At 61.5% G+C, this 25,868-nt stretch carries 21 protein-coding genes; 11 read left to right on the forward strand and 10 right to left on the reverse strand.

The window, feature by feature from the left end; genetic code table 11:
- The first annotated feature begins 5 nt into the window (after nt 1-5).
- From G9C89_RS14675 to G9C89_RS14720, 10 genes are all read left to right on the forward strand, one after another.
- Entirely contained in the window at nt 6-1,103 is a 1,098-nt protein-coding gene (locus G9C89_RS14675) for a Gfo/Idh/MocA family protein (RefSeq protein ID WP_172149241.1), read from the forward strand.
- Nucleotides 1,100-3,244 carry a bi-domain-containing oxidoreductase gene (locus G9C89_RS14680; RefSeq protein WP_172149243.1) on the forward strand — a complete coding sequence of 715 codons (2,145 nt, stop codon included), beginning with the start codon at nt 1,100-1,102 and terminating at the stop codon, nt 3,242-3,244. The genes G9C89_RS14675 and G9C89_RS14680 overlap by 4 nt, the downstream gene beginning before the upstream one ends.
- 7 nt (nt 3,245-3,251) lie before the next feature.
- The gene (locus tag G9C89_RS14685; RefSeq protein WP_172149245.1) at nt 3,252-4,913 is read left to right on the forward strand and encodes a heparinase II/III family protein; all 1,662 of its coding nucleotides are present in this window, start codon (nt 3,252-3,254) and stop codon (nt 4,911-4,913) included.
- A complete protein-coding gene (locus G9C89_RS14690; protein ID WP_172149247.1) occupies nt 4,910-6,088 on the forward strand; it encodes a glycosyltransferase family 4 protein in 1,179 nt (392 codons plus the stop codon). The genes G9C89_RS14685 and G9C89_RS14690 overlap by 4 nt, the downstream gene beginning before the upstream one ends.
- A 2-nt stretch (nt 6,089-6,090) precedes the next feature.
- Complete coding sequence (locus G9C89_RS14695) at nt 6,091-7,050, forward strand: UDP-glucose 4-epimerase family protein (protein WP_172149249.1); 960 nt, start codon at nt 6,091-6,093, stop codon at nt 7,048-7,050.
- On the forward strand, nt 7,047-8,081 hold the full coding sequence (locus G9C89_RS14700) for an MraY family glycosyltransferase (RefSeq protein WP_172149251.1): 1,035 nt from the start codon (nt 7,047-7,049) through the stop codon (nt 8,079-8,081). Before G9C89_RS14695 ends, G9C89_RS14700 begins: the two co-directional genes overlap by 4 nt.
- The gene (locus G9C89_RS25415) at nt 8,078-8,674 is read left to right on the forward strand and encodes a PglD-related sugar-binding protein (RefSeq protein ID WP_172149253.1); all 597 of its coding nucleotides are present in this window, start codon (nt 8,078-8,080) and stop codon (nt 8,672-8,674) included. The genes G9C89_RS14700 and G9C89_RS25415 overlap by 4 nt, the downstream gene beginning before the upstream one ends.
- Nucleotides 8,675-9,137: 463 nt before the next feature.
- A complete protein-coding gene (locus tag G9C89_RS14710; RefSeq protein ID WP_256674205.1) occupies nt 9,138-11,066 on the forward strand; it encodes a polysaccharide biosynthesis protein in 1,929 nt (642 codons plus the stop codon).
- Nucleotides 11,067-11,503: 437 nt separating this feature from the next.
- Nucleotides 11,504-11,923 (forward strand): nucleotidyltransferase substrate binding protein, encoded by a 420-nt coding sequence (locus G9C89_RS14715; RefSeq protein ID WP_172149257.1) that lies wholly within the window; start codon nt 11,504-11,506, stop codon nt 11,921-11,923.
- The gene (locus tag G9C89_RS14720) at nt 11,920-12,243 is read left to right on the forward strand and encodes a nucleotidyltransferase domain-containing protein (RefSeq protein ID WP_172149259.1); all 324 of its coding nucleotides are present in this window, start codon (nt 11,920-11,922) and stop codon (nt 12,241-12,243) included. The genes G9C89_RS14715 and G9C89_RS14720 overlap by 4 nt, the downstream gene beginning before the upstream one ends.
- 443 nt (nt 12,244-12,686) lie before the next feature.
- On the opposite strand, the gene G9C89_RS14725 is transcribed toward G9C89_RS14720, so the two are convergent.
- The 9 genes from G9C89_RS14725 to G9C89_RS14765 all read right to left on the reverse strand — a co-directional run bounded on the left by G9C89_RS14725 (nt 12,687) and on the right by G9C89_RS14765 (nt 22,111).
- A complete protein-coding gene (locus tag G9C89_RS14725) occupies nt 12,687-14,330 on the reverse strand; it encodes a BatD family protein (RefSeq protein WP_172149261.1) in 1,644 nt (547 codons plus the stop codon).
- Nucleotides 14,327-16,075, reverse strand: coding sequence for a VWA domain-containing protein (locus tag G9C89_RS14730; RefSeq protein WP_172149263.1), 1,749 nt, complete (start codon nt 16,073-16,075; stop codon nt 14,327-14,329). Before G9C89_RS14730 ends, G9C89_RS14725 begins: the two co-directional genes overlap by 4 nt.
- Nucleotides 16,072-17,103, reverse strand: a complete 1,032-nt coding sequence (locus tag G9C89_RS14735) for a vWA domain-containing protein (protein WP_172149265.1) — start codon at nt 17,101-17,103, stop codon at nt 16,072-16,074. Before G9C89_RS14735 ends, G9C89_RS14730 begins: the two co-directional genes overlap by 4 nt.
- A complete protein-coding gene (locus G9C89_RS14740; protein WP_172149267.1) occupies nt 17,096-17,590 on the reverse strand; it encodes a DUF4381 domain-containing protein in 495 nt (164 codons plus the stop codon). Before G9C89_RS14740 ends, G9C89_RS14735 begins: the two co-directional genes overlap by 8 nt.
- The gene (locus G9C89_RS14745) at nt 17,587-18,525 is read right to left on the reverse strand and encodes a DUF58 domain-containing protein (RefSeq protein WP_172149269.1); all 939 of its coding nucleotides are present in this window, start codon (nt 18,523-18,525) and stop codon (nt 17,587-17,589) included. Before G9C89_RS14745 ends, G9C89_RS14740 begins: the two co-directional genes overlap by 4 nt.
- Before the next feature lie 86 nt (nt 18,526-18,611).
- On the reverse strand, nt 18,612-19,571 hold the full coding sequence (locus G9C89_RS14750) for an AAA family ATPase (protein ID WP_172149271.1): 960 nt from the start codon (nt 19,569-19,571) through the stop codon (nt 18,612-18,614).
- 139 nt (nt 19,572-19,710) lie between these two features.
- Nucleotides 19,711-20,652: a 5-oxoprolinase subunit C family protein gene (locus G9C89_RS14755; protein WP_172149273.1), complete on the reverse strand. Its 942-nt coding sequence runs from the start codon at nt 20,650-20,652 to the stop codon at nt 19,711-19,713.
- A complete protein-coding gene (pxpB, locus tag G9C89_RS14760; RefSeq protein WP_172149282.1) occupies nt 20,649-21,362 on the reverse strand; it encodes a 5-oxoprolinase subunit PxpB in 714 nt (237 codons plus the stop codon). The genes G9C89_RS14755 and pxpB overlap by 4 nt, the downstream gene beginning before the upstream one ends.
- Nucleotides 21,359-22,111: a 5-oxoprolinase subunit PxpA gene (locus G9C89_RS14765; protein ID WP_172149284.1), complete on the reverse strand. Its 753-nt coding sequence runs from the start codon at nt 22,109-22,111 to the stop codon at nt 21,359-21,361. The genes pxpB and G9C89_RS14765 overlap by 4 nt, the downstream gene beginning before the upstream one ends.
- 442 nt (nt 22,112-22,553) lie before the next feature.
- Between G9C89_RS14765 and G9C89_RS14770 the strand changes: the two genes are divergently transcribed.
- On the forward strand, nt 22,554-23,561 hold the full coding sequence (locus G9C89_RS14770; RefSeq protein ID WP_256674194.1) for a TRAP transporter substrate-binding protein: 1,008 nt from the start codon (nt 22,554-22,556) through the stop codon (nt 23,559-23,561).
- 282 nt (nt 23,562-23,843) lie between these two features.
- Here the strand turns inward: G9C89_RS14770 and G9C89_RS14775 are convergent, their stop codons facing one another.
- Complete coding sequence (locus tag G9C89_RS14775) at nt 23,844-25,727, reverse strand: methyl-accepting chemotaxis protein (protein ID WP_172149286.1); 1,884 nt, start codon at nt 25,725-25,727, stop codon at nt 23,844-23,846.
- Nucleotides 25,728-25,868 lie beyond the last annotated feature (141 nt).

Consider the following 25,868-nt stretch of genomic DNA (forward strand, 5'->3'; position numbering starts at 1 on the left):
AACGCATGGATCTTTTTAGAAAGCTTTTCCGATTCTGTTTGATATATGGCCCTGGTCGGGCTTTTGTTAAGGCTGTCGGGCGCACGAGGTGGACGCTGCGGCTTAAGCTAGTGCTGTCCCCTTTTAAGCGCTCTGATAAATTTATCGCCGTTGTGGGCTGTGGTCAGTTTGCATTTTCTACGATTGCTTTTTTTCTAACAAAAAGGCACGGCGAGTGTATCAAGGTTGCTCTTGATATCGATGAGAAGGCAGTTAATACATTTTCGGCCTGCTATGGCGCTGATGTTGTACTGACGAATCCAGCTAGTAAATTTTTATTGCCCGACGTGAAACTGGTTTATGTTGCCTCTAATCACGCCAGCCATACTGATTATGCGCTGCGTTGCTTGGATGCGGGGATTGATGTTTATATAGAGAAGCCGATCTGCGTATCTAGGGAACAGTACGAGGCGCTAAGAGTCGCTATTTTGAAAGCGCAGTCAAAAGTCTATTTTGGTTATAATCGTCCGTTTTCCGCTGCTGTCAAGGAGTTAAAGAAGCACATTAAGCCCACTGCTTTTACGCTTAATTGTGTGGTTATGGGGCATTTGATCCCGGAGGATCATTGGTATAGAGAGCCCGCCGAAGGTACGCGTGTGTGCGGTAACTTAGGCCATTGGATAGACCTCTCATGGCACTTGCTGAATTGCGCTGGCGGGGTGAGGTTTCTTGATATTCTGATTGCCTATTCTAATATTGAAACGCCTGACGATAACATATCGGTAGTTTTGACCTCGGATCGAGGCGATTTGATTACGCTAACCCTCACTGCAAGAGAAGAACCCTTTGAGGGGATCAGCGAAACTATTATTTTCCAGCAGGATGGTTTGTTTGTAAAGGTTGATGATTTTAGGCGGGCCAGCTTCCAACTAGGCCATAAGAAATTTAACCGCCGCTATTGGCCTAAAGATGTTGGTCATCAAAAGGCTGTTAGTCAACCTTTTGATGGTGACACGCGTAATGTGAGCGAAGTACTTTGCTCTACGGAGCTTATGCTGGAAATAATGGAAATGGTGAGGGCCAATAAGGCAAGCTCGCGCTTCGATATAGATGGAAAATTATGAAGCAGATTCTACAAGATTTGGCTAAAGGCGAAACGCTATTAAAAGGCGCTCCTGCGCCCTTTGTAACGCGTGATGCGCTGGTTATCTCCAGCACAGTGACGTTGGTATCTGCCGGTACCGAGCGAATGCTGGTCGACTTCGGTCGTGCGTCATATCTGGAGAAAGCACGCCAGCAGCCTGAAAAGGTCAAAATGGTTCTGGAGAAGATCCAGACCGATGGGTTGCTGACGACCGTTGATGCGGTGCAATCCAAACTGTCGCAACCGCTGCCTCTGGGTTATTGCAATGTCGGTGTGGTTGCAGAAGTTGGAAAGGGCGCTGAAGGGTTCAAACCTGGTGACCGGGTTGTATCCAATGGCGCCCATGCCGATGTGGTTCGCGTCCCTAAAAATCTTTGCGCCAAGGTACCGGCCTCGGTCGCGGATGAAGAAGCGGCCTTTGTCGTGGTTGCCAGTATCGGTTTGCAGGGCATCCGTTTAGCAGAACCGACCTTGGGTGAAGCCTTTGTCGTGACTGGCGTTGGCTTAATCGGGTTGCTGACCGTGCAGCTTTTGCGTGCCCAGGGCTGTCGTGTCTTAGCCATCGATTTCGATGAGTCCAAGTTGGAATTGGCTCGCCAGTTCGGTGCGCAAACCTGCAATCCCGGAAAAGGAGAAGATCCGGTCGCCGCGGGAATGGCTTTCAGTCGTGGCCATGGCGTGGATGGGGTCATTATTACGGCTTCGACCAAGGCCAGCGATCCGGTGATCCAGGCGGCGCGGATGAGCCGCAAGCGCGGGCGCATCGTTCTGGTTGGCGTTACGGGCCTCGAACTGAATCGCGCCGACTTCTACGAGAAGGAGCTGACGTTCCAGGTCTCATGTTCTTACGGACCCGGTCGTTATGACCCTGTCTACGAGCAGCAGGGGCATGACTACCCTTATGGCTTTGTGCGTTGGACTGAACAGCGTAATTTCGAGGCGGTGCTGGACATGATGGCCAGCGGTAGCTTGGACGTTAAGCCGCTGATCACCCACTGCTTTGCTTTTGAAGATGCGGTCAATGCCTACGATATGCTGACTACGGACAAATCAGCCCTGGGTATTTTGTTGAAGTACAGCAGCGAGGCAAGCACTCGCTATCAGCGCACGGTGCCGTTAACGGCTGGTGGCACCTTTGCCCCCGAGCGACCAGTTACCGGGTTTATTGGCGCAGGTAATTATGCCTCACGGGTTCTGATTCCAGCCTTCAAGGCCGCGGGTGCGCAGTTCCATACCATCGCTACCTCGGGTGGAATCAATGGGGTGATTCACGGCGAGAAAGCCGGGTTTGCTCATGCGACTACTGACACTCAGGGAATGCTGGAAAATCCTGAGGTCAACACTGTCGTTATCGTCACTCAACACAATACTCATGCTCGTTTTGTTCAGGCTGCGTTAGCGGCCGGCAAGCATGTTTTCGTTGAGAAACCCCTGGCCATCACGCCGGAGGAATTGGCGAGCGTCGAGTCCGCCTATGCGGTCGCGCAGAGCAGTGGAAAGCCTGCTCGATTAATGGTCGGCTTCAATCGCCGTTTTGCGCCTCAAGTACAGAAAATGAAGGCATTGCTGGCGACGGTCAAAGAGCCGAAGACCTTTATGATGACGATGAATGCCGGAGCCATACCTGCTGACCACTGGACACAGGATAATCAGGTCGGTGGTGGACGCATCATCGGTGAAGCCTGCCATTACATCGACCTGATGCGCTTCCTGGCTGGTAGCGAAATCGTTTCCGTGCAATGTCGCCGTATGGGCGATCATCCCGGGGTTTCGATTACGGAGGATAAAGCGGCCATTACGCTTGGTTTTGCCGATGGCTCTTTCGGCACTATCCACTATTTGGCCAATGGTGCGGCGAGCTTCCCCAAGGAGCGGGTCGAGGTGTTTGCGGCCGGACGTGTATTGCAGTTGGATAACTTCCGCAAGCTCAAGGCTTTTGGCTGGCCGGGCTTCAAGCGAATGAACCTGTGGCGGCAAGACAAAGGCCAGCAGGAATGCTGCAAGCGTTTTCTGCAGTCTATCCAGTCGGGAGGCGACAACCCTATTCCCGTGGAAGAAATTTTCGAAGTGGCCAGGGTTTCGATTGAAGTGGCCGATTTGCTACGCAGCCAAAAGGATTGACTGGGGCATGGGCCTTAAACACATCGATCGTCTAGCTAGTACGCTGAGGTATTTGACTGCGGAGCAAGTCATCTACCGGCTGTATTATCGCGCTCGTTCATTGCGGGTCGAACCTGTGAAGGACGTGGCCCTGCGATCATCGATGAGATGGGCATCGCCTGGGTTTATTCAACAATCTACCTCTGATGGCCTCGAGTTTTCGTTTCTTGGAGCGAAGGGGCGTATCGACGATTTGGGTTGGAATGCCGCGCAGCACAGCAAGCTGTGGCTGTATAACCTGCATTATCTGGACGACCTGAATGCCGTCGGGATCGATGAGCAGAATACCCTGGCTCGCGCTCTGGTGAACCGATGGATAGAGGCTAATCCGCCGCCGTCCGGCAATGGCTGGGAACCCTATCCGCTTTCGCTGCGGATCGTAAATCTGGTCAAGTGGTTTGCTCGCCAGGAGGCTTTGGAGCCGCATTGGCTCGCAAGCCTGGCTATGCAAATGCAGGCGCTTACCAAGCAGATTGAATATCACATCCTGGGTAACCATCTGTTTGCCAATGGCAAGGCACTGGTATTCGGTGGCAGCTATCTGGCCGGGCCAGATGCCGAGCGATGGCTGGCAAAGGGGCTCCAGATTCTCGATCGGGAGGTTAAGGAGCAGTTTCTTGAAGATGGCGCGCATTTCGAGCTATCGCCCATGTACCACGCTACTTTGTTGTGGGATATGTGTGACCTGGTGAATTTGGCTGAGCGGGTCGATTTGCCTGAGCTAAAGGCGCGTCTGCCCGAGTGGCGCGCAGTGGTTACGCGCGGATTGCTCTGGCTGCGCAGTATGCAGCACCCGGATGGCGGGATTTCATTCTTCAATGATGCCGCCTTCGATATTGCGCCTCTTCTGTCCGACTTGGAGGTTTATGCCTCCAGATTAAGCGGCTGCTTGCCCGTCGCCGAGAATAGTCCGGCAGCGGCTTTTGCCGTTATCCACCACGCGCAAAGCGGTTATGCCGCGATCAATCTAGGGGACGGCCACAAAGCCTTGTTAGACCTGGCGAAAGTTGGCCCCGACTATCAGCCAGGGCATGCTCATGCCGATACGCTCAGCTTTGAGCTAAGTCTTTTCGGGCAACGGATTTTCGTCAATTCGGGCACATCCCGATACGGGGAAGATGCGGAGCGTCATCGTCAACGCAGTACCGCTGCGCATAATACGGTTGAAGTGGCGGGGGAGAACTCCTCGGAGGTGTGGGCAGGCTTTCGTGTAGCAAGGCGAGCCTTTCCGGTGCTGGAAGCCTTGGCTGCGGATGCTGAGCAGATTCGTGTTCGCGCCTACCACACGGGCTATCGCCGCCTGAAGGGTAAAAACCTGCATCGGCGAGAGTGGCTTTTTAGCGCTAATGGCTGTCAGGTCATTGATGAGATCACAGGGGCTTATGGCAATGCTGTGGCCAGGTTGCACGTGCATCCTGACGTGATTTTTGCGTGGAGTGGCGAGGCGCTGGTTGCTGTGCTGGGTGAAGGGCAGCAGATTCGCGTGGTGATCGAGGGTGCTTCCTCGGTAAAGCTTCAGCCATCAAGCTGGCATCCTACGTTCGGTTCGACGATTCCCTGTCAATGCATCGTTGCCGAGTGTTCCTCAGGCAAGTTGATGACGCATATTAGTTGGAGTGGTTCTGTTTGAAGCTTTTGATTCTGAGTTTTTATTATCATCCGGATCTTTCGGCTGGCTCTTTTCGTACGAGCGCCCTGGTTAAAGCGTTGCTTGAGCAGTTACCTGCAGATGCACAGATAGAGCTTATTACCACCCTGCCTAACCGCTATAGCTCCTTTACTAACGATGCGCCTGAGTATGAGGTTCATCCGCGGCTTACCGTTCACCGTGTTGCCTTGCCTGCTCACCAGAGTGGCATGATCGATCAGTCTAAGGCCTTCCTCTCCTATGCGCGGGGCGTGTTAAAGCTGGTTAAGGGTAAGCAATACGATCTCGTCTATGCCACTTCTTCGCGCCTGATGACCGCCGCGCTGGGTGCGTTTGCGGCAAGCCGGTTGCGTGCGCCTCTTTACTTGGATATCCGCGATATTTTTGTGGATACGATCAAGGATGTGTTGCCCAGGAAGGTGACGTTGTTCTTGAAGCCGGTATTCTCCTTGCTGGAATCCTGGACTATCCGTCGTGCTGATAAGGTAAACTTGGTTTCGGCTGGGTTTCTTCCTTATTTCGAAAGCCGTTATCCCAAGCAGCAGTTTTCACTTTTCACCAATGGTATTGATGATGAGTTTATTCGAGCGCAACCCGGGGCTGACGTTGAGTCTGGCCAAGGTGTGCTTGATGTGGTTTATGCAGGGAACATGGGCGAAGGGCAGGGGTTGCACGCGATTATCCCCGCCTTGGCTAAGCGCTTCGAGGGGCGTCTGCGGTTCCGCTTGATTGGCGATGGTGGCAGGCGTAAGCAATTGGCCGACTCTCTGGTTGCGGTCGGTTGCAGCAATGTGGAGCTGTTGGCTCCGGTTAACCGGGATGCCTTGATCGATGAATATAAAGCAGCCGATGTGCTGTTCCTTCACCTTAACGATCACGACGCATTCAGAAAGGTTCTGCCTTCTAAACTGTTCGAGTATGCCGCACTGGGCAAGCCGATATGGGCCGGGGTGGCCGGTTATGCCTCGGAGTTTGTGACCGCCAATATTAGTAATGCGGTGACGTTTTCGCCCTGTTGCGCCGAGGAAGCGGTCAAATCTTTTGAGCAACTACAGTTGCGTACCGTGGCACGTGCCGACTTTGTCGAGAATTTTTCGCGGATCAATATCATGAAAGACATGGCCAGCGACGTCATGGCTTCGGCAAGGAGAACTTGACGGTGCGTATTGTATTGACTGGCGCGAGCGGCTTTGTTGGGCGGTGTCTGCTTAATGAGCTGTTAGAGGCTGAACACCAGGTTACGGCAGTATTGCGCAGACAGGCCGATGGCGTCGATCCACGGACCAGTGTGCAGGTGATCGATGACTTTGCTCGTTCTTTGAACTGGGGGGCGCTGCTTAATGGACAGGAAATAGTTGTTCACTGCGCAGCCCGCGTTCATGTTATGAACGATACGTCATCTGACCCACTTACCGAGTTTCGCAAGGTCAATGTCGAGGGTACTTTGAACCTCGCCCGGCAGGCTGCGGCAGCGGGTGTACGCCGCTTTATCTTTATCAGCTCGATCAAGGTCAATGGTGAAGGCACCGCTTTAGCTGCGCCTTACCGCGGCGATGCTCAGCCGGCGCCGGCAGACCCGTACGGCATTTCCAAGATGGAGGCCGAGCAGGGGCTGCGTGCACTTGCAGTCGAAACCGGGATGGCGGTTGTGATTATCCGTCCGGTGCTGGTGTATGGGCCGGGGGTGAAAGCCAACTTCCTGAGCATGATGAGCTGGCTGCACAAGGGTGTGCCTTTGCCATTTGGGGCTATCCACAACCGGCGCAGCCTGGTTGCCCTGGACAATCTGGTCGATCTGATCGTGACCTGCATCGACCATCCCGCCGCCGCCAATCAAACCTTCCTGGTCAGCGATGGCGAGGATCTTTCGACTAGCGAGTTATTGCGCAGGATGGGCGTTGCCTTGGGGAAGCCGGCGCGCTTGTTGCCGGTGCCTAGCTGGATGCTCGAAGCGGGCGCAGCGATGCTTGGGAAAAAAGCGCTTTCCCAACGACTGTGCGGCTCGCTGCAGGTCGATATCAGCAAGACACGTGAGTTACTCAATTGGACACCGCCGGTCAGCGTCGACGAAGCGCTGCGCAAGACGGCCAAGCATTTTCTGGAACAGCACGCGAAATGAGTATCTGGTGGTTGTTGCCGGCGGTTGTCGGCGTTTCGCTTTTCATGACTGGCGCGTTGCGCCGTTACGCCCTGGCCCGCAGCCTGATGGACATTCCCAACGCCCGCAGTTCGCACTCGGTGCCGACGCCGCGTGGGGGCGGTGTGGCGATCGTGGTGAGCTTTCTGCTGGCCTTACCGTTGATGGCAGGTATGAGCTTGATCGCTTGGCCGTTGGCCTGGGCGTTGTTGGGCGCTGGGGCGGGTATCGCCGTACTGGGCTTTCTCGATGATCACGGGCATATCGCCGCGCGCTGGCGTTTGCTTGGGCATTTCGCTGCGGCTATCTGGGCGCTGTTCTGGCTTGGTGGCTTGCCGCCGGTAGCTATGTTCGGCTTCACCTTTGATCTGGGCTGGTTCGGCCATGCGCTGGCGGCGGTGTATCTGGTGTGGCTGCTGAATTTGTATAACTTCATGGATGGCATCGATGGCATCGCCAGTGTCGAGGCGATTTGTGTCTGTCTGGGCGGGGCCTTGTTGTATGTGTCGTTGGGCATCGCAGGCTCAGCTCCATTTGCGGCTTGGGTTATGCCGATGTTGCTGGCAGCTGCGGTTACGGGCTTTTTGTTCTGGAATTTTCCGCCGGCACGGATCTTTATGGGCGACGCCGGCAGCGGTTTTTTGGGTATTACCCTGGGCGTGCTGTCATTGCAGGCGGCCTGGGTGGCGCCGCAGTTGCTGTGGAGCTGGTTGATTTTGCTCGGGGTGTTTATCGTCGATGCCACCTTTACCTTGCTGCGCCGCCTGTTGCGAGGAGACAAGGTGTATGAAGCTCACCGCAGCCACGCCTATCAGTACGCTTCGCGCCGGGTCGGTCGGCATTTGCCGGTGACTCTTATCGTGGGTGGCATCAATCTTCTCTGGCTGTTGCCCATTGCGCTTTGGGTGGGGCTTGGCGGGGTAGACGGTTTGCTGGGGCTGTTGATTGCTTATGTGCCGTTGCTGGGGCTGGCGGTGAAATACCATGCCGGTGAGCTGGAGGTGCGGACGTGAGCGAGCGCACGTTACTCGTCGTCGGCGCAGGCGGGCACGGCAAGGCGGTTGCGGAAGCGGCGCTGCTGAGTGGCGAATGGCAGCGAATCGCTTTTGCCGATGACCGTTGGCCAGAGTTGCGCGAAACCTTTGGCTGGCCGGTTGTGTCCGATGTGGCAGGGTTGGCGGCGCTGGAAATCCAGGTGGCGGGTGCTATTGCTGCGGTTGGCAATAATGCCGTGCGCGAACAATGGGTCAGGGCCATTCGTGCCGCCGGGCTGCCCTTGGTAACGGTGATGCATCCCCGGGCCTGCGTCAGTGCTGCCGCCACCATCGGTGCGGGCACGGCGATCATGGCGCTGGCGATGGTGGGCGTCGATGCGACGATTGGCGAGGCAGCTATCGTCAATGCCAATGCCACAGTCGATCACGATGCCAGCCTTGGTGATTTCGCCCATCTTGGAGTTGGTGTTCAGTTGGCCGGTGGCGTGAAGATTGGCGCCCGGGCCTGGTTGCAGGCGGGGTGTAGCGCGGGGTACCGGGTTGTGGTGGGCGACGGGGTGGTGTGTGCGCCAGGGACGGTATTGCAGGCTGATGGGTTGGTTGCTGTCTAGATTGTGTGCAGGTAATGGATCAAGTGGTTGCGTGGATAAGGACGGTTGCCCGATCTCCGGTCGATGTTTTTGATTGTTGAGCGGACTATGTCCGCTATCGCCGCGGGGCGCGCCTCCTACAGGGTTTGGCGGTGTTTGTGGCTTTTGTGGGAGGGTCAGGGCGGCGTTCCGTGACCTCGGGGTGATGTTTTGATTTTGGGCGGACGTTGTCCGCCATCGCGGCGGGGTCGGAACGCCGCCCGGCCCCTCCTACAGGGAGATGTGGTGCCTGTGCTTTTGTGGGTGGCGTGCATTCGCTGTTGGGTTTGCCATCAATAGTCAGTTTTTTTACCCGGCGGAGGGTTTACTTCGCTGGTTTTCAAGTTCTCAGGATTGAGGTGTTGTCGTGTTAAGACTTGCCGAAAAGTTGCGCTGCCGTCTGGTCAAGCTGCCACGCCGTCACAAGCGACTGCTCCAGGTCAGCATGGATGTGCTGCTGGTCTGGGCGGCGCTTTGGCTGGCCTTTGTCGTGCGCTTGGGCGATATGAAAAGCATTGAGCCGTTTGCCGGGCATGCCTGGCTGTTTGTTGTGGCGCCGCTGATCGCGGTTCCCATGTTCGTGCGCTTCGGTATGTACCGGGCGGTGATGCGCTATTTCGGTAACGATGCGCTGCTGGCCATCGGCAAGGCGGTCACCCTGTCGGCGTTGCTCCTGGCCTTGGCGGTGTACTGGCATCAGGGTGCCCCCAAGCTGATTCCGCGCTCGATGGTGTTCAACTATTGGTGGTTGAGCCTGGTGATGATTGGCGGGCTGCGCCTGGTCATGCGTCAGTACTTTATGGGTGACTGGTACTCGTCGGCTCATCCTGGCCGGCTCAATGGGCGTGATGCCGGTTTGCCGAAGGTGGCGATCTACGGCGCTGGCGCGGCCGGCAACCAGTTGATCGCTGCATTGCGCTTGGGCCGGGGTATGCGGCCGGTGGCTTTCATCGACGATGATGCCAATATTGCCAATCGGGTGATTGCGGGCCTGCGGGTCTATACCTCCAAGCATATCCAGCAGTTGATCGATGAAACGGGTGCCGACGAGATTCTGCTGGCGATTCCTTCGGCTAGCCGAGTTCGCCGTCGCGAGATTTTGGAGCTGTTGGAGCACTATCCGCTGCATGTGCGCAGTATCCCCGGGTTTATGGATCTGGCCAGCGGTCGGGTCAAGGTCGACGATGTTCAGGAAGTGGACATCGCCGACCTGCTCGGGCGCGATGCGGTGCCGCCGCAGCAGGCGTTGTTCGAACGTTGCATCCGTGGTCAGGTGGTGATGGTGACCGGCGCAGGTGGTTCTATCGGCTCGGAACTGTGTCGGCAGATCGTAGCCACCGGGCCAAAGATTTTGCTGTTGTTCGAGCACAGCGAATTCAATCTCTACAGCATTCACTGCGAACTGGAGCAGCGCATTCGTCGTGAATCGTTGCCTGTGCGCCTGGTGCCGATCCTGGGCTCGATTCGCAATGCCGGGCGCTTGTTCGATGTGATGCGCACCTGGGCGGTGAATACGGTGTATCACGCCGCGGCGTACAAGCATGTGCCGATGGTCGAGCACAATATCGCCGAGGGCGTGCTGAACAATGTGCTGGGCTCCACCTTTACCGCACAGGCGGCGATCAAGGCCGGGGTTGAGCACTTCGTGCTGATTTCGACCGATAAAGCGGTGCGCCCGACCAATGTGATGGGCAGCACCAAGCGCCTGGCCGAGATGGTCTTGCAGGCCTTGAGCGCGGAACCTGCGCCGGTGCTGTTCAGAAGTGATGATGGCGTGCATCGGGTCAACAAGACTCGTTTCACCATGGTGCGTTTTGGCAATGTGCTGGGCTCTTCGGGCTCGGTGATTCCGCGCTTTTACGATCAGATTCGCCGGGGTGGCCCGGTGACGGTGACCCACCCAAAGATCACTCGTTATTTCATGACCATCCCCGAGGCCGCGCAGTTGGTGATCCAGGCCGGCGCCATGGGGCAGGGCGGCGATGTGTTCGTGCTGGACATGGGCCAGCCGGTGAAGATCGTCGATCTGGCAGAAAAGATGATCCACCTCAGCGGTCTCAGCGTGCGCTCGGAAAAGAACCCGCATGGGGATATCTCCATCGAGTTCACCGGCTTGCGCCCTGGCGAGAAGCTGTATGAGGAATTGTTGATCGGCGATAACGTCAGCCCGACCGATCACCCGATGATCATGCGCGCCAACGAAGAGTGCCTGTCCTGGGAAGTCTTCAAGAAGGTTCTGACCGATCTGCTCAATGCGGTTGAGCGTGATGATTACGATCGTGTGCGCCAACTGCTGCGCGAGACCGTGAGTGGTTATGCACCGGAAGGCGAGATTGTCGATTGGATCCACCTGCAACGGCGGATAGAGCCTTAGGCAGCGGATTTTCGCTGCAGGTTGTTTGGGGGCCGACCTCGGCGCGATGCTTTTGATTTGCGGGCGGACGTTGTCCGCCATCGCAGCTGAAGCAGCTCTCATCAAACAATAATTATGTTATTGATTTTATGGGTTATTACGTTTTCTGTAGGAGCGGGCCATGCCCGCGAAACGCATCGCGGGCATGGCCCGCTCCTACAGGTACCCACAAGCCGATAGACGCAATTGCCCCCCAGTTTGCTGCGCAACAGCGCGGCGTCTGGACGACGGGGGATCTCCTACAGGGAATGCGGTGCTGGTTGCTTTTGAAGGAGGGCCGACCCGGCACGCTGCTTGGAGGCCAGTCCTTCTTCTTTTCATAAGTACGTGTCCATTTTCTAGAGCGTTATGATGTTTGGGCGAAAACGCCATCTCCATCCTGACCAGAGATTTTCTTCATGACTGATCAAGACATTCGCTGGCAACAGCGCCTGGTCAACTACAGCCGGGCACTCGCTCAATTAACTCGAGCAGTCGAGTTGGCTCGTTCGCGGCAACTGAGTGAGCTGGAAAAGCAGGGCCTGATTCAGGCATTCGAATTTGTTTTTGAGCTGGCTTGGAATCTGATGAAGGACTATTTCCTCTACCAGGGAAATCCCGGCATTACTGGCTCGCGCGATGCCATTCGCACTGCTTTCAAACAAGGATTGATCAGTGACGGAGAGGGCTGGATGGAAATGATCAAGAGTCGTAACCAGACAGCGCACACCTACAACGAATCCGTCGCCAACGAGATCACTGAGAAGATCATGGTGCTGTACTACGACCTGTTTCAGCAGTACGAGAAACACATGCAAGATCTGGCCGACCAGATATGACTGACGAACTCAGCTTTGGATTGCCAGCGCATGCTGTCGAAAAACTCCGGGGAGTTTTCCAAGGCTGGCCACAGATCCAGCGCGTGTTGCTCTATGGTTCGCGGGCCAAAGGCAACTATCGACCCGGTTCCGATATTGATCTTGCAATCGAAGGCGATGAGCTTTCGCTCTCACAAATGTTAGCCATCGAGAATCAGATTGATGATCTGCTGTTGCCCTGGATGGTGGATATCTCCCTTAAGCATCGAATTGAAAATCCTGCGTTACTCGATCACATTGAGCGTGTAGGCATATCTTTCTATACGCGACAGGGACACTGACTGTTTTCGTAGGGCGGCCCGGGCGGCGATCTGTTCGGAGCGAAGCGACAGCCCGCCAGCTTTGTGCCGTGTCGATAGGCCATGGTGCACTGCCTTCGGCGAGTGACACCCTACCCATCGCAACGATTGGCGGCCATTCAATACAACCCGGCGGCTGGGCAAGCGGTTGATGGGTATCGCTTTGCTCAACCGCATCCTACAAAACCGCTGCGGTTGCCAACCCGTAGGATGGCGTTGAGCGTAGCGATACCCATCGCAGCGATCGGCGGCAAGTCAATAAAGCCCGGCAGCTAGCTGGGCAACCGGTTGATGGGTATCGCTTTGCTCAAGCCTACGCGGCCCGCCACATCCTACAAAACGCTGCGGTTGCCAGCCCATAGGATGGTGCGGGCGGCGATCCGTCGGGCCGCGTAGGTTGAGCGTAACGATACCCATCGCAGCGATTAGCGCGGGTACAACGGTGGCAGCGGGCTGGTTTCCTGGGGGGTGTTGCTGGTGCCGGCTTCGTTGCGGGGCAGGGTGCCGATGGCGCGCCAGAGGTCTTCACCTTGCCAGTGCTGGCCGGTTTCGCTGTAGAGCGCGCCATTCAGGCCGTCCAGGGCGTCGGACAGGGGGACGAAGCGGGCGGCCATTTCGGCGAGGGTTTCCGGTTGTTGGCGGGCCCAGGCGTCGAGGGCGTGGCGGGTGGCTAGCGAGTCGTTGGCCAGGCAGGCGCGTTTCAGGTCGTCGAGCAGGGTACGCGGGCTGGGGCCGGTCTGGTTGGCGCGGGCGATGGCCGGCTGGCGGCGGGCATGCCACCAGAGGCCGAAGCCGAGCAGGGTGCTGAGGCTGAGGAGGGCACTGCTCAGTTGCCAGGGCCACAACGGCGGGCCCTGGACCCAGGCCTGGGCCGGCGTTTCGCTGGGCAGCGGCTCTGTTTCCAGACCTGGAGCGGGCGCAACCTCGAGGCTGCGTGTCGGCAGGCTGGTGCGTTCCAGGCGGTCTTCGTGGGTATTCCACCAGACGATTTCTACCGCCGGCAGTTCGAATTGTCCGCTGCGATTGGGCACCAGGGCTTCGCGTTCCTCGCGGCTGCCGATCACGCCGCGGTCGCTGATCTGGTTGGCCAGTTGCGGTTGGTCCGGGTAGCGCCGCAGGCCCTTGACCTCGGTGGCGGGCAAGGGGTTGAGTTGTGCACTGGACAGGCCGTCGGCCTTGAGCAGCAGGCTGCGCGTCAGCGAGTCACCGACCTTGGCGCTGTCCGGTTGCGGGCTCCAGGTTTCTGCCAGGCTCAGCGCGCGGGCCGGTAGCCAGGGCGCATCGCTCGGGTAGTCGGCGGGCTTGGCTTTGACCGTCAGCGGGATTTCCGGTGATTTGACCTGCGCGACCTTGCCGGGACGCGGGCCGAATGGCTGGAAGTCGTTGCGGCTGGCGCGGTCGACCAGGGTGGCGCTGAACGCCTGGGCGGGAATGGTCAGTTCGCCGCTGCGCTGGGGGAAGATCGCGTAGCGCAGTTCGATCACGCCATGGCGGATGCCATTGATGTCCTTTTCGTAGGTGCGCGGCTCGCCGAGTTGCTCGACCCGTGCGTCGGGCATTTCCAGCGGGCTCAGGCTGCTGTCGTCATACAGCGAGACGGAGTGGTAGATGCGCAGGGTCAGCACGCTTTGTGCCTGGACGTAGACGCTGGGCTGATCGAGGCTGGCGTCGATGAATACCGGTGCCAGTTTGCTCGTCGCGCTGTCGCCGTTGGCTTCCTGCACGTGCAGGGTGATCGGCTGGGTCTGCAGGTCGCCCAGGGTCAGCGGCGGGACCACCACGTAGCCGCTCTGTTTCGGTTGCAGGGTGACGATCCAGCGGGTGATGGCGCGGGACTCGCCGTTGAGCGTGGTCAGGCGGTTGACCTGGCGGCTGCCGAGCACCTCGAACAGGGTGTCCAGAGGGCTGAGGTCGGGCTTGCCGAATTGGGTGGCGTCGTCGGATTCGAGGGTCAGTTCGAAGGTCTCGCTGATACTCAGGCGGGCGCGATCGATGCTCGCGGTGAAGCTTTGCGCGCTGGCCTGGAGTGCCAGCAGGCTGAGGAGAAGGGTGCAGAGCAGGCGGGTCATCGAGTCTGTTCCTGACGCTGTTGCTGTTCGTACCAGAATTTACGTCGCAGCAACTCACCCGGTTCATCGGGGATTTGCCGCAGCCATTGTTCCAGGGCCTGGCGCCGCTCGCCATCGAGCGGTTGCTTGGCGCTGGCGATCTGTTCTTCGCCCTGCAGGTTATCGTCCGGTTCGCTGGGCGTCGGTGCGTCGCTGTCGCCGGGCGTGGGTTGGCTGGGCGCCTGCTCCTCGTCGCCAGGGCTGGATTGGTCGGAGGCGGGCGGCGGCTGGTCGGCATCGGGCGGCGCTGGGCCGGTCTGCGGTTGCGCTGGCGGGGTGGGCGGGCTGTCCGTTTGTGGCTGCTGGTTTTGCTGCTGGTCCTGTTGTTGGCTTTGCTGCAGCAGTTGTTCGATCAGGGCCTTGTTTTTCTGCGCCGGGAGCAGGTCCGGTTGCAATTCCAGGGCTTGGCTGTAGGCCTCCAGGGCGGCTTCCAGTTCATTGCTGCGGGCCAGGGCGTTGCCGCGGTTGTAGTGAGCGACGGCGTTGTCGCCGCGGGCGAAGCGTTCGGCCGCGGCCGGGTAATCGCCCGCCTGGTAGAGCGCCAGGCCCTGCCACTGTGGATCCTCGAAACGGGCGGCCGCTTCAGCTGGGCGTTGCGCCTCGAGCAGGCGCTGGCCTTGTTGATCGGCGCGCCACCAGAGGTCGTCAAAGCTGAAGGCGTAGCTGCTCTGCGGCACGCCGAGCAGCAGCAGTGGCAGGCAGAACAGCCAGCCTCGGCGGCCGGCGCAGGCGGCCAGCAGCAACAGCGGCAGGAGCAGCCAGTGGCCTTGATCGGCCCAGGCCTGCAGGCGCATCTGTTCGCCGTCGCTGCGCAGTTGCTGGGGCGTGGCGAGCAGGCCGAGGTCGTGCAGGTCGCGGTCATCCAGGCTGGCCTGGCGATAACGCCCACCGATCTGCCGGGCGAAGCGGGCGAGGTCGGCGCTGTCGAGGCGCGGGATGAGGATCGCGCCCCGGGCGTCTTTGAGCAACGTGCCGTTTTCCTGGACGATAGGCGCACCCTCGGCGCTGCCGATGCCGAGCATATGCAGGCGCGCGCCGCTGTCGCCGAGCGCCTGGCTGATGCCGAGACGCTCCTGCTGATCCAGGCCACTGCCGATCAGGAGGATGCGGCCCTGGCCTTGGCCGCCCTGTTCCAGCAGTTGCAGGGCCTTGTCCAGTGCCAGGTCGGCACGCCGGCCCGGCTCGGGCATGATCGAGGGGGTGAGCGATTCGAGCAGGTTGCGGCTGGTGGCCAGGTCGTCGGATAGCGGCACCAGGGTGTGGGCGCTGCCGGCGAACACGACGATGGCGGTCTGCGCATCGCGGCGGGCCTGGAGCAGGTCGAGCAGCTTGCGTTTGGCCTGCTCCAGGCGGTTGGGCGGGGTGTCGCTGGCGAGCATCTGCGGGGTCAGTTCGAGCAGGATCACCAGCGGGTCGGCGGGTTTCAGGTTGTTCTGCTCCAGGCGTTGCCAGCTGGGGCCGAGCAGCGCCAGCAGGGCCAGCAGCCAGGCCAGCCCGAGGGCGATCCAGGGCAGGCGACTGGCGCGACCGCGACCGCCGCTGAGCAGTGCCGCATGAAACGCCGGCGGCAGCAGCAGCTGCCAGCGGCCGGCGCGCTTCTCCCGGTGCCAGAGTTGCCAGAGCAAGCCCGCCAGCAGTGGCACCGCCAGCAGCCAGTACAGGCGCAGCCAGTGGGGCCATAAACCCTGTAGCCAATCTTCGATCATGGCTGTCTCCGCCAGGGACGTTGTGCCAATAGGCGTAGCCGTTGTTGCAGTTGCGGCCAGTGCTCGCGGCCCACCAGCAGCATGCTCAGCAGCAGCGCGGCGCTCAGTGGCCAGGCATACAGCGCCTGGGCCGGGCGCGCCAGGGTCGGCTGCTGCGCCACCGGCTCTAGGCGGTCGAGCTGCTGCTCGATGGCGCGCAGTTCCTGGCTGTCGCGGGCGCGGAAGTATTCGCCGCCGGTCGCCTCGGCTATCGCGCGTAGGCTCGGTTCGTCCAGGTCCAGCCCCGGATTGAGGCCGAACAGGCCGGCGATCCCGCCTTGTTGCGGATCCGCGCCAATGCCGATCGGATAGATTTTAATCCCTTCCTCGGCGGCCAGACGCGCCGCGATCAGCGGCTCGATCTCACCACCAGTATTGGCGCCATCGGTCACCAGCACCAGCACGCGGCTATCTGCCGGGCGTTGGCGCAGGCGCTTGACCGACAGGCCGATGGCATCGCCGATGGCGGTGTTCTTGCCGGCGATGCCGATGACCGCTTCGTCCAGCCAGGTGCGCACGGTGCGCCGGTCGAAGGTCAGCGGTGCCTGCAGATAGGCCTTGCTGCCGAACAGGATCAGGCCGACGCGGTCGCCCTGACGGCCTTCGATGAAGTCGCCGAGCAGGTGTTTGACCAGGGTCAGGCGGTCGACTTCCTCGTCTTCCCAGCGCATGTCGGCGTAGGCCATGGAACCGGACACATCCACCGCGAGCAGCAGGTCGCGGCCGCTGGCGGGAATCGGCAGCGGTTCGCCGACCCATTCCGGGCGGGCGGCGGCCGTAAGCAGCAGTAACCAGAGCAGGGCGAAAGGCGCCTGCTGGCGCCAGGCCGGCAGATTGGCCCGGGCGCGGCGTCCAGCCAGACCCTCCAGCTCGCCGAGGAAGCTGACCTTCAGGGCCGCTTCGCCGCTGTCCGCCGCGGGCAGCAGCAGGCGCAGCAACCAGGGCAGCGGCGCGAGCAGGATGATCCAGGGCCAGGCGAACTCAAACATGCTTGCGAATCCAGATGGCGACCGCCTGGTTGAGTCCGTCGATGGCCTTGTCGTCGAGGGTGCAGTGCGGTTTGTAGGCGCCTTCGACCAGAATCATCCAGCGGGTCAGGCCGGCCGCCGGGCAGCGGCTGTCGAGAAACGCCAGCCAGCCGCGACTGCTCAAGGTGTGGCTGTGGCTCTGCGGGTAGTGCTGGCGGCACAGGCGCTTGAGCAGTCCATTGAGCTGCTGCAACCAGGGACCGGCGGGCGCGCCGCCGTAGGGTTTGCCGAGTTGTTCGAGTTCCGCCAGGGCGGCCAGCCGCAGGGGATCGAGGGCGTTGTCGCTGACGCTTGCCGTGCGCCGGCGCTTGAGACGTTGCAGCAGGCGCGTCAGGCCCCAGGCCATGAGCGGCACGAGCACGGCCAGCAGCCACCAGCCGGGCGCGGGCGGCCACCAGTCGATCGGCGCCGGGGCGATCAGGGGCTCGAGTTGATCCAGCGGGTTCATAGCCGTTTTCCGGGGCGTTGCGCGTTGAGGTGGTCGCGCAGTTGTTCGATCATCTCACGCTGGGTGCTCAGCGCCAGCAGGGGCACGCCGAGCTTCTGCGCCAGGCGTTGCCAGCGCGCCTGACGCGCCTCGCCCTGGGCGCGGTAGGCCTGGCGCAGGCTGGCGTCATGGGTGTCGAGCTCCAGTTGCGCGCCGCGTTCGGCAAAGCGCAGCAAGCCGGCGGCCGGCAGGGCATGGTCGAGCGGGTCGGAGATCGGCAGCAACAGCAGGTCGGTATGCCGCGCCAGCAGGTTCAGTTGTTGTTCGCTGCTGTCGCCGAGGGTGCGTTCGTCGCAGATGATCACCGCCAGGCTGCCGGGGCGCAGCACTTCGCGGGCGCGGCGCAGGGCCAGGCCGAAACTGTCACGGCTGGCCTGACTGTCGCCGGACAGCGCCTGGTTGGCGCGGGCCAGGCGGTTGAGCAGTTGCAGCAGGCTCTGCTTGCTGCGCCGCGGTTTGATTTCGTGCTGCTCCTCGCCGAATACCAGGCCGCCGATGCGGTCGTTGTGACCGAGGGCGGCCCAGCCGATCAGGCTGGCGGCCTGGGCGGCGAGCACCGATTTGAACATCAACCCGGAGCCGAAGAACAGCCGCTGGCTCTGCTCCACGAGGAGGTAGATCGGCCGCTCGCGTTCCTCATGGAACAGCTTGGTGTGCGGCTCCTGGGTGCGCGCGGTGACCCGCCAGTCGATGGTGCGCACGTCGTCGCCCGCCTGGTACACCCGCACCTGGTCGAAATCCACGCCGCGCCCGCGCAGCTTGGAGTGGTGCAAGCCGATCAGCGGGCTGCGCTGCGCCGGCGTGGAAAACAGCTGCACCTCGCGCACGCGGTGACGCATCTCGATCAGTTCGGCGAGATTGACCCGTACGCCGGGTTGGGTGGGCTGGCTGTGCATGGCGGTTCAGCAGCTAGCCCGGATGCAATCCGGGCGCGTTGTTCGCTGCTCCCCGGATGGCATCCGGGCTACGTGGGCGCTGGACATCAGGCGACCGCCACCACATCGAGAATGCGTTGCACCACGCGGTCCTGGTCGATCCCGGCCGCTTCGGCCTCGAACGACAGGATGATGCGGTGGCGCAGCACGTCGAACAGCACGGCCTGGATGTCTTCCGGGCTGACGAATTCGCGCCCGGCCAGCCAGGCGTGGGCGCGCGCGCAGCGATCCAGGGCAATCGAGCCGCGCGGGCTGGCGCCATAGGCGATCCACTCGGCCAGTTCCGGGTCGAACTTGCCCGGCGTGCGCGAGGCCATCACCAGTTGCACCAGGTATTCCTCCACCGCATCGGCCATGTACAGGCCGAGGATTTCCTTGCGCGCGGCGAAGATCGCCTGCTGGCTGACCCGGTGCTCGGGCTTGGTTTCGCCATGCAGCGCTTCGCCGCGGGCCTGGGCGAGGATCTTGCGCTCGACGTTGGCATCCGGGAAGCCGATCTTCACGTGCATCAGGAAGCGGTCGAGCTGGGCTTCGGGCAGCGGGTAGGTGCCTTCCTGCTCGATCGGGTTCTGCGTGGCCATCACCAGGAACAGCGGCGACAGCTCGTAGGTGCTGCGGCCCACGCTGACCTGGCGCTCGGCCATGGCTTCGAGCAGCGCCGACTGCACCTTGGCCGGCGCGCGGTTGATCTCGTCGGCGAGCACCAGGTTGTGAAAGATCGGCCCCTGCTGGAACACGAAACTGCCGGTTTCCGGCCGGTAGATCTCGGTGCCGGTGATGTCGGCGGGCAACAGGTCCGGGGTGAACTGAATGCGATGGAACTCGGCCTCGATGCCTTCGGCCAGTTCCTTGATCGCCTTGGTCTTGGCCAGCCCGGGCGCGCCCTCGACCAGCATGTGACCGTCTGCGAGCAGGGCGATCAGCAGCCGATCGATGAGTTTTTCCTGGCCGAGGATCTGGGTGGAAAGAAAGGTTCGCAGGGCGAGCAGCGCTTCACGGTGTTCCATCGTTGAGCTCTTTGCAAAAGGGTCAAGCCGTACCGGACGCACGACGGCCTAGACTTTAAAGCATTTGCCGAGGCGCAGGCTATGCGCGGCTCGGCATCCTGCGATGCAATTAAGCCGTTGTTATAGAAAGAGCGGGCAGCTAGTCGCGGCTATGCCGCCACTGCCCGAGCAAGCGCAGATGGCTGTTCTGCGCGGTCTCCTGCAGTACCGGCGCCAGTTGCAGCTCTTCACCGGGCAGGCATTGCGCCAGACGGGCCACGGCCTGTGGGGTGAGCGCGCCGAGGCGCGGGTAGCCGCCGATGGTTTGTCGGTCGTTGAGCAGGATGATCGGCTGGCCATCCGGTGGCACCTGTACGGCGCCCAGGGGAATGCCCTCGGAAATGGTCGTCGAACGCCGCGCCTGCAGGCGCGGGCCGAGTATGCGTATGCCCATGCGGTCGGCGCGCGTATCGATTTTCCAGGCGCTGTTGAACACATCGAACAGGCTCTGGCCGCTGAAATCGCCGATCTGCGCGCCCATCACCAATTCCAGGCGCGGCGAGGGGGGGAACTGCGGAATCAGGCGTGTGTCCATGGGCCGTGGTGTCGGCAGGGATTTCGACCATTGCAAGCGGTCGCCCACCGCCAGCGGTTTGCCGTCGCCATGCAGGCCGCCCAACTGCTCGCGGGCCATGCTCGAACAACTGCCGAGCACCGTGGTCGCGCTGAAGCCGCCTGGCGCGGCCAGGTAGGCGCGGGCGCCCAGACGTGGTTGGGCGAAACGCAACTGCTGGCCGCGGCGCACGCCGAAGCTGCGCCAGGGCAGCAGGGGTTCGCCATCCAGGGTGGCGCCGAGATCGGCGCCGGCCAGGGCCAGGCAGCCGTCCTGTTCGCAGCGCAGGTCGAAGTTGCCCAGGGTGATTTCCACCACCACGGCATCTAGGGCGTTGCCCAGCAGCCAGTTGGCCCAGTACATGGAAATCCAGTCCAGGGCGCCGCTTTGGCTGACGCCGAGGTGGCGCACGCCGAAACGCCCGGCATCCTGCAGTTGGATAAAGGGGCTGCTGCGCTCGACACGCAGCCCGCTTGCGTCATGCGTCATAAGGGCGCCTCCAGGGGGCTGTCGTCGCCGTCGAGGCGGATGAATTCGGCGTGATCTATGGGCACGAAGCGCACCCGGTCGCCCGGTTGCATCAGGCTGTAACCGTCGATGGTGCGGTCGAAGAGTTTCACCGGGCTGCGCCCGAGCAGATTCCAACCGCCCGGTGATACCACCGGGTAGATCGCGGTCTGGCGTTCGGCGATGCCCACGCTACCGGCCGCGACCCGTTTCCGTGGGGTGCTCAGGCGCGGCGCCGCCAGGGCTTCCTCGACCAGGCCCATAAAGGCGAATCCGGGGGCGAAACCGATGGCGAACACCTGATACTCATGGTGGCTGTGGCGCTCGATCACCTGGGTTTCGCTGAGCCCGCTGCGTCGCGCCAGCAGCGGCAGTTCGGGGCCGACGCTGCGGTCGTACCAGGTCGGCAGCTCATGGCAGCGACCGCTTTCGGCGCTGGTCGGTTGCAGATCGACGAAGGCTTCGGCGATCAGCTCGCGCACGCGCATCCCGGCCATGCGTTTCAGATCGTAATGCAGCAACAGGGTGGTGTAGGACGGCACCAGATCGATCAGCGCGTCGCCGAAGCTGGCGCGCAGGCGTTGGCTGGCGGCCAGCATCCAGGGCATGTTGCTTTCGTCGATGTGGTCGAACAGGCGCAGGGTCAGGCTGTCGATGCCGGCGACTTCGAGTTTCGGGACGGGGGCGCTCATGCCAACCTCAGGGCGTCGAAGGCGTCGCGGATGCGCCGCACCGCGGCGATGGATTCGGCGTTGTCGCCATGCACGCAGAGCGTGTGGGCCTGCAGGGATAACGAACTGCCATCGCTGGCGAACAGCGCGTGGCCCTTGGCCAGGCTGACGGCTTGATTGACGATCAGCTCGCTGTCGTGGTGCACCGCGCCGGGTTGGCTGCGCGCGACCAGGAAGCCCGCCGGGTCGTAGGCGCGGTCGGCGAAGGCCTCGAACCACAGGGTCAGGCCGAACTCGGCGCCCATGGCTTGGCTCTGGCGATTGTCGCGGGTGGTCATCAGCATCAGCGGCAGGCTGCGGTCGTAGCTGGCCAGGGCGCGCATCACCGCACGGAGGATCGGCGGCTTGCGCATCATGTCCTGGTACAGCGCGCCGTGGGGTTTGACGTAGCTGACGCGGCTGCCCTGGCTGCGGCAGATGGCCTCCAGGGCGCCGACCTGATAGAGCAGCAGGTCCTCGACTTCCCGGGGCGAGCAGTCCAGCGAGCGGCGGCCGAAACCCACCAGGTCCGGGTAGCCCGGATGGGCGCCGACGCGCACGCCATGTTCGACCGCCAGGGCCACGGTCTTGCGCATGGTGCTGGGGTCGGATGCATGGAAACCGCAGGCGATATTGGCGCAGTCGATATAGGGCATGACCTCGGCATCCAGACCCATTTGCCAGGCGCCGAAGCTCTCGCCGATATCACAGTTCAGAAGCAGGCTGTTCAAGGGATGTTCCTCTGTGCGGGGCGCCGCGTCGGTATGCGCGAACACGGCGCTGGCGAACGGACGGCCGCCTGTTATGGAATGACCTGTGCGGCATTCTTGAGTGACGCGGGGCGGGCGTCCAACTAATAAAAATGAGCGGAGGGGATAGGAAAAGTCGATGGCGCTGATTCCAGCACAGCCTTGAGCGCTCGCTGCGGCAGAGGTGCGGGGCATAAGCTTTTTCGATCATAAGCCTGTGTTTTTTCTCGTTGGACACTGGCCTCGGCAACTCCGACAGTCGTGCTGTGGTTTGCTCCACTATTCGCGCAGCAAACACCTCGCGCGCACCCCTGGCCGGTCCACCATCTCGGCCAGGGGTGTCCTTTCCATCGGCCGGGCGCCGTGGTTGTTCCGGATAGATCGTTGGCCTGGCTCCCTGATTCCACGACTCATGGACACGCCAATGAGACCCTCGCTTTATTTGCAGTTCCCCGCGGTACTCGCCGCCCTGGTCAGCGCCGTGACGACCGCTCAGGCGGCCGAGCTCTGGAACATGTCGGCCGAGCAACCGACCAGCAACTTCATTACCCGCATCGCCCGCGACTTCGCCCGTCAGGTCACGCGCGAGAGCAAGGGCGAGCTGGACATCCGCGTCTCGCCCAACTCGACGCTATTCAAGCGCGCCCAGGTGAAAGCCGCGGTGGCGCGCGAGGACATCCAACTCGGCGATCTGTTCATGTCCGTACTGAGCGAGGAAGACCCGCTGTATGCGCTCGATAGCCTGCCGTTTCTGGTCACCGACTACGACCAGGCGAAACGACTCTGGCCGGCCAGCCGGCCGGCCATCGAACAGCGCCTGCTGAAAGACGGCGTGCGTCTGCTGTATGCCGTGCCATGGCCGCCGCAGAGTTTGTACAGCAACAAGCCGGTGACCCGTATGGCGGATTTCCAGGGCCTGAAATTCCGTTCCTACAACCCGACCATCGCGCGCATGGCCGAGCTGGTCGGCGCCGTGCCGACCACCATCGCCACCGAGGACGTGCCCCAGGCGTTCGGCAGCGGCGAGGTGCAGGCGATGCTGACCTCCTCGGCCACCGGGGTCGACCTGCAGGCGTGGAAATTCGCCAGTCATTTCTACGACATCAAGGCGTTCATCCCGAAGAACATCACCGTGGTCAACGAGGCGGCATTCCAGCGTTTGTCGGTCACTGCGCAGCAGGCGCTGCTGACGGCGGCGAAGCGCGCCGAGATGCAAGGCTGGGAGTTGTCCTGGGCGCTGAACGCCTATCAGATCAGAACCCTTGAGCGCCGCGGCCTGACAGTGGTGGCGCAAGCCCCGCCGGAAGTGCGTGCCGGCCTGGATGCCATAGGCCGGACGCTGGCCTGGGAGTGGCTGGGCCAGGCGGGCGAGCAAGGCCGGGACATCGTCGACGAGTACCGCGAGGGTGCTGTCATGGAGCAGGCCGAATAGTCCTGCTGCTCAGTCATAATCGCAGTCGCAATGCCGCTCACTCAAGCCGGGTGGGCGGCATTGTTTTGTCTATGTACCCATTGCCTGTTGTATCGAACGCCTGGGTAAGCGTGACGGTTGCTTGCAGCGGCCGCAAAGGTAGGGGGTGTGGGGCCGCCTATGCCGTGCGCACCAAAAAAATGCGCCGAGGCTGGTGCGCACGGCGCACCCTACGACGTCAGCCCCCCATCCCGGATTGCGCCAAGGCCTGCTCTATAAATTTAGGCGGGCTACCAGGCCTCGCTAACCGATCTGAAATTGCCGGGCGCTCTGGCTCAGCGCCTGGATCTGCTCGGACAGGCCCTGGGTCTGTTGTTCCAGGGTCAAGCGCAGGCCCTTGGTCTGGCCGGTGTGCAGATTGATTTCCTCCATCTTCCCGGCGATATCGCCGGTGGTGCTGGAGACCTCTTCGATGGCCACCACCACCTGGTTCATTTCCCCGCTGAGCTGCTCCATCGACTGGGTGATCGTCTCGATGGCCGTGGCCACTTGCCCGGCATGCGCCTCACTTTGCGCCGCCAGCGACAGGCCGTTGTTCATCAGGCCGTCGATGCTCTGGGTCTGCTGGTTGAAGTCGCCGATGATGCGCGCGATGTCGGTGGTGGCGGATACGGTTTTCTGCGCCAGCGAACGCACTTCATCGGCCACCACCGAGAAGCCGCGCCCGGCATCGCCGGCGCGCGCCGCTTCGATGGCGGCATTCAAGGCCAGCAGGTTGGTCTGGTCCGCCAGGCTGTTGATCACGTCGATGATGCCGCGCACCTTGCCGCTGGATTGGCTGAGCAGGGCGACCTGGGCGTGGGTCTGTTGGATCAGTTGCGACAGCCGGCGCATGTTGTCGACGCTGGCGTCGATCACCGTGCTGCCCAAGCGCGCCGACTCGTAGGCGCTGTGGGTGGCATTGCCGACGTCCGAGGTGCGCTGGGCCATTTCGTTGATGGTCGCGCAGATCTGCTGGGAGGCCGAAGCGGCCTGTGCGGTCTGGATTTCCACCTGGCGGCTGTTAGCGCCGAGGTCGCGCATCGAGACGCCGAGGTAGGCGTGCAGTTCGGTCAGGGCGCGATTGGCCTCGACCACCTGGCAGAGAATCCGGCTGATGCCCTGGATCATGCGGTTGCAGGCCTCGCCCAATTGGTTGAACTCGTCCTTGGGGTTGCCGCCGATGGCCAGGCGGCCGGTGAGGTCGCCGGACGCGACCTGGGTGAGCAGGCGGGTGACCTTGTGCAACTGGGCCATCAATGTGCGCGATGCCTGGCTCAGGGTGACCAACAGGAATAGCGCGACGCAGGGCGAGGTCAGGCCCATCAGCCAGTTCGCCGAGAGCCTGGCCTGTTGTGCCTGCTGTGCGGTGCTGGCGAGGATGCCGTCCTGCAGCATGAGGTTCTGCTGAACGATGCGCTGCTCGGTTTGCTGGCGTTGCTCGGCGAGCTGCGCCTCGAGGGTGCGCAGTTGCTGGATCGACTCATCCGCTTGGGCGAAGGCCGCGCTGAAGGCGGCGACCGTCTGGCCGATCTGGTTATCGCCCCAATCCAGCTCTTGCAGCTTGGCCTGCAATTCGCCGATGGCGCTATGGGCCTGCGCGGCGTAGTCGCTGTCGAAGGTCGACAGGTAGTTGCGCTGGTTGCTCAGGGCCGCGGCGATCAGCGGTTGGATCAGGCTGATGGTGATGGCTTCCAACTGTTCGGCGCTAGCGGCAAGCGTTTGGCGTTGACCTTGGAACGGCGTCAGTCCCAGTTGCTGGGACAGCGCCAGCCAGCTTCTTTGCAGGTCGGTTTCGCTCAGGATCAAGGCTTCTATCTGTTGCGCGCCTTGGCCGATGGCGCTATCGCCCAGGACTTTCGCCTGCCTGACGAATTGCTCGGCGAGTTGTTCCAGCGCGCCGATGCGTGCGAGAAATGCCGCGCTGTCAGCGGGCCTGAGTTCCTTGCGCAGGATGCCGAGTTTGAGCCAGCCGTTAACCAAGGCGAAGGAGGCGCCGGCGAATGCCGTGGCGTTTTCCCGGGCTTGCAGCGCCGTGTCGACTTGGCGGCTGGCCCAGAACGAGGTCGCGGTGATCAGCCCCAGGCCGAGCAGGGTGATGACGATCAGCAGGCGGAATTTTTGTTGCCAGGACAGGAATATCTGCATGGGCGGCTCCTCGCCCCCCTCCCCAGTAGTAGCCACGAAGGTGGGCCAGTCGTAGGACAGCATGGGTATTGCCAGGATGAGTTCCGTTCGTGCGAGGCGAAAGATATGGCCGGCGATCGCAACCGCCGGCCATGGACTTGC

This window comes from Pseudomonas tumuqii, from assembly GCF_013184545.1.
Lineage (GTDB): Bacteria > Pseudomonadota > Gammaproteobacteria > Pseudomonadales > Pseudomonadaceae > Aquipseudomonas > Aquipseudomonas tumuqii.

What these genes read in the sequence shown, in the direction of transcription:
- G9C89_RS14675 (WP_172149241.1), top strand. Translation starts at nt 6, where the DNA reads ATGGATCTTTTTAGAAAGCTTTTCCGATTCTGTTTGATATATGGCCCT.
- G9C89_RS14680 (WP_172149243.1), top strand. Translation starts at nt 1,100, where the DNA reads ATGAAGCAGATTCTACAAGATTTGGCTAAAGGCGAAACGCTATTAAAA.
- G9C89_RS14685 (WP_172149245.1), top strand. Translation starts at nt 3,252, where the DNA reads ATGGGCCTTAAACACATCGATCGTCTAGCTAGTACGCTGAGGTATTTG.
- G9C89_RS14700 (WP_172149251.1), top strand. Translation starts at nt 7,047, where the DNA reads ATGAGTATCTGGTGGTTGTTGCCGGCGGTTGTCGGCGTTTCGCTTTTC.
- G9C89_RS14710 (WP_256674205.1), top strand. Translation starts at nt 9,138, where the DNA reads ATGGATGTGCTGCTGGTCTGGGCGGCGCTTTGGCTGGCCTTTGTCGTG.
- G9C89_RS14715 (WP_172149257.1), top strand. Translation starts at nt 11,504, where the DNA reads ATGACTGATCAAGACATTCGCTGGCAACAGCGCCTGGTCAACTACAGC.
- G9C89_RS14720 (WP_172149259.1), top strand. Translation starts at nt 11,920, where the DNA reads ATGACTGACGAACTCAGCTTTGGATTGCCAGCGCATGCTGTCGAAAAA.
- G9C89_RS14725 (WP_172149261.1), bottom strand. Translation starts at nt 14,330, where the DNA reads ATGACCCGCCTGCTCTGCACCCTTCTCCTCAGCCTGCTGGCACTCCAG.
- G9C89_RS14730 (WP_172149263.1), bottom strand. Translation starts at nt 16,075, where the DNA reads ATGATCGAAGATTGGCTACAGGGTTTATGGCCCCACTGGCTGCGCCTG.
- G9C89_RS14735 (WP_172149265.1), bottom strand. Translation starts at nt 17,103, where the DNA reads ATGTTTGAGTTCGCCTGGCCCTGGATCATCCTGCTCGCGCCGCTGCCC.
- G9C89_RS14740 (WP_172149267.1), bottom strand. Translation starts at nt 17,590, where the DNA reads ATGAACCCGCTGGATCAACTCGAGCCCCTGATCGCCCCGGCGCCGATC.
- G9C89_RS14745 (WP_172149269.1), bottom strand. Translation starts at nt 18,525, where the DNA reads ATGCACAGCCAGCCCACCCAACCCGGCGTACGGGTCAATCTCGCCGAA.
- G9C89_RS14750 (WP_172149271.1), bottom strand. Translation starts at nt 19,571, where the DNA reads ATGGAACACCGTGAAGCGCTGCTCGCCCTGCGAACCTTTCTTTCCACC.
- G9C89_RS14755 (WP_172149273.1), bottom strand. Translation starts at nt 20,652, where the DNA reads ATGACGCATGACGCAAGCGGGCTGCGTGTCGAGCGCAGCAGCCCCTTT.
- pxpB (WP_172149282.1), bottom strand. Translation starts at nt 21,362, where the DNA reads ATGAGCGCCCCCGTCCCGAAACTCGAAGTCGCCGGCATCGACAGCCTG.
- G9C89_RS14770 (WP_256674194.1), top strand. Translation starts at nt 22,554, where the DNA reads ATGAGACCCTCGCTTTATTTGCAGTTCCCCGCGGTACTCGCCGCCCTG.
- G9C89_RS14775 (WP_172149286.1), bottom strand. Translation starts at nt 25,727, where the DNA reads ATGCAGATATTCCTGTCCTGGCAACAAAAATTCCGCCTGCTGATCGTC.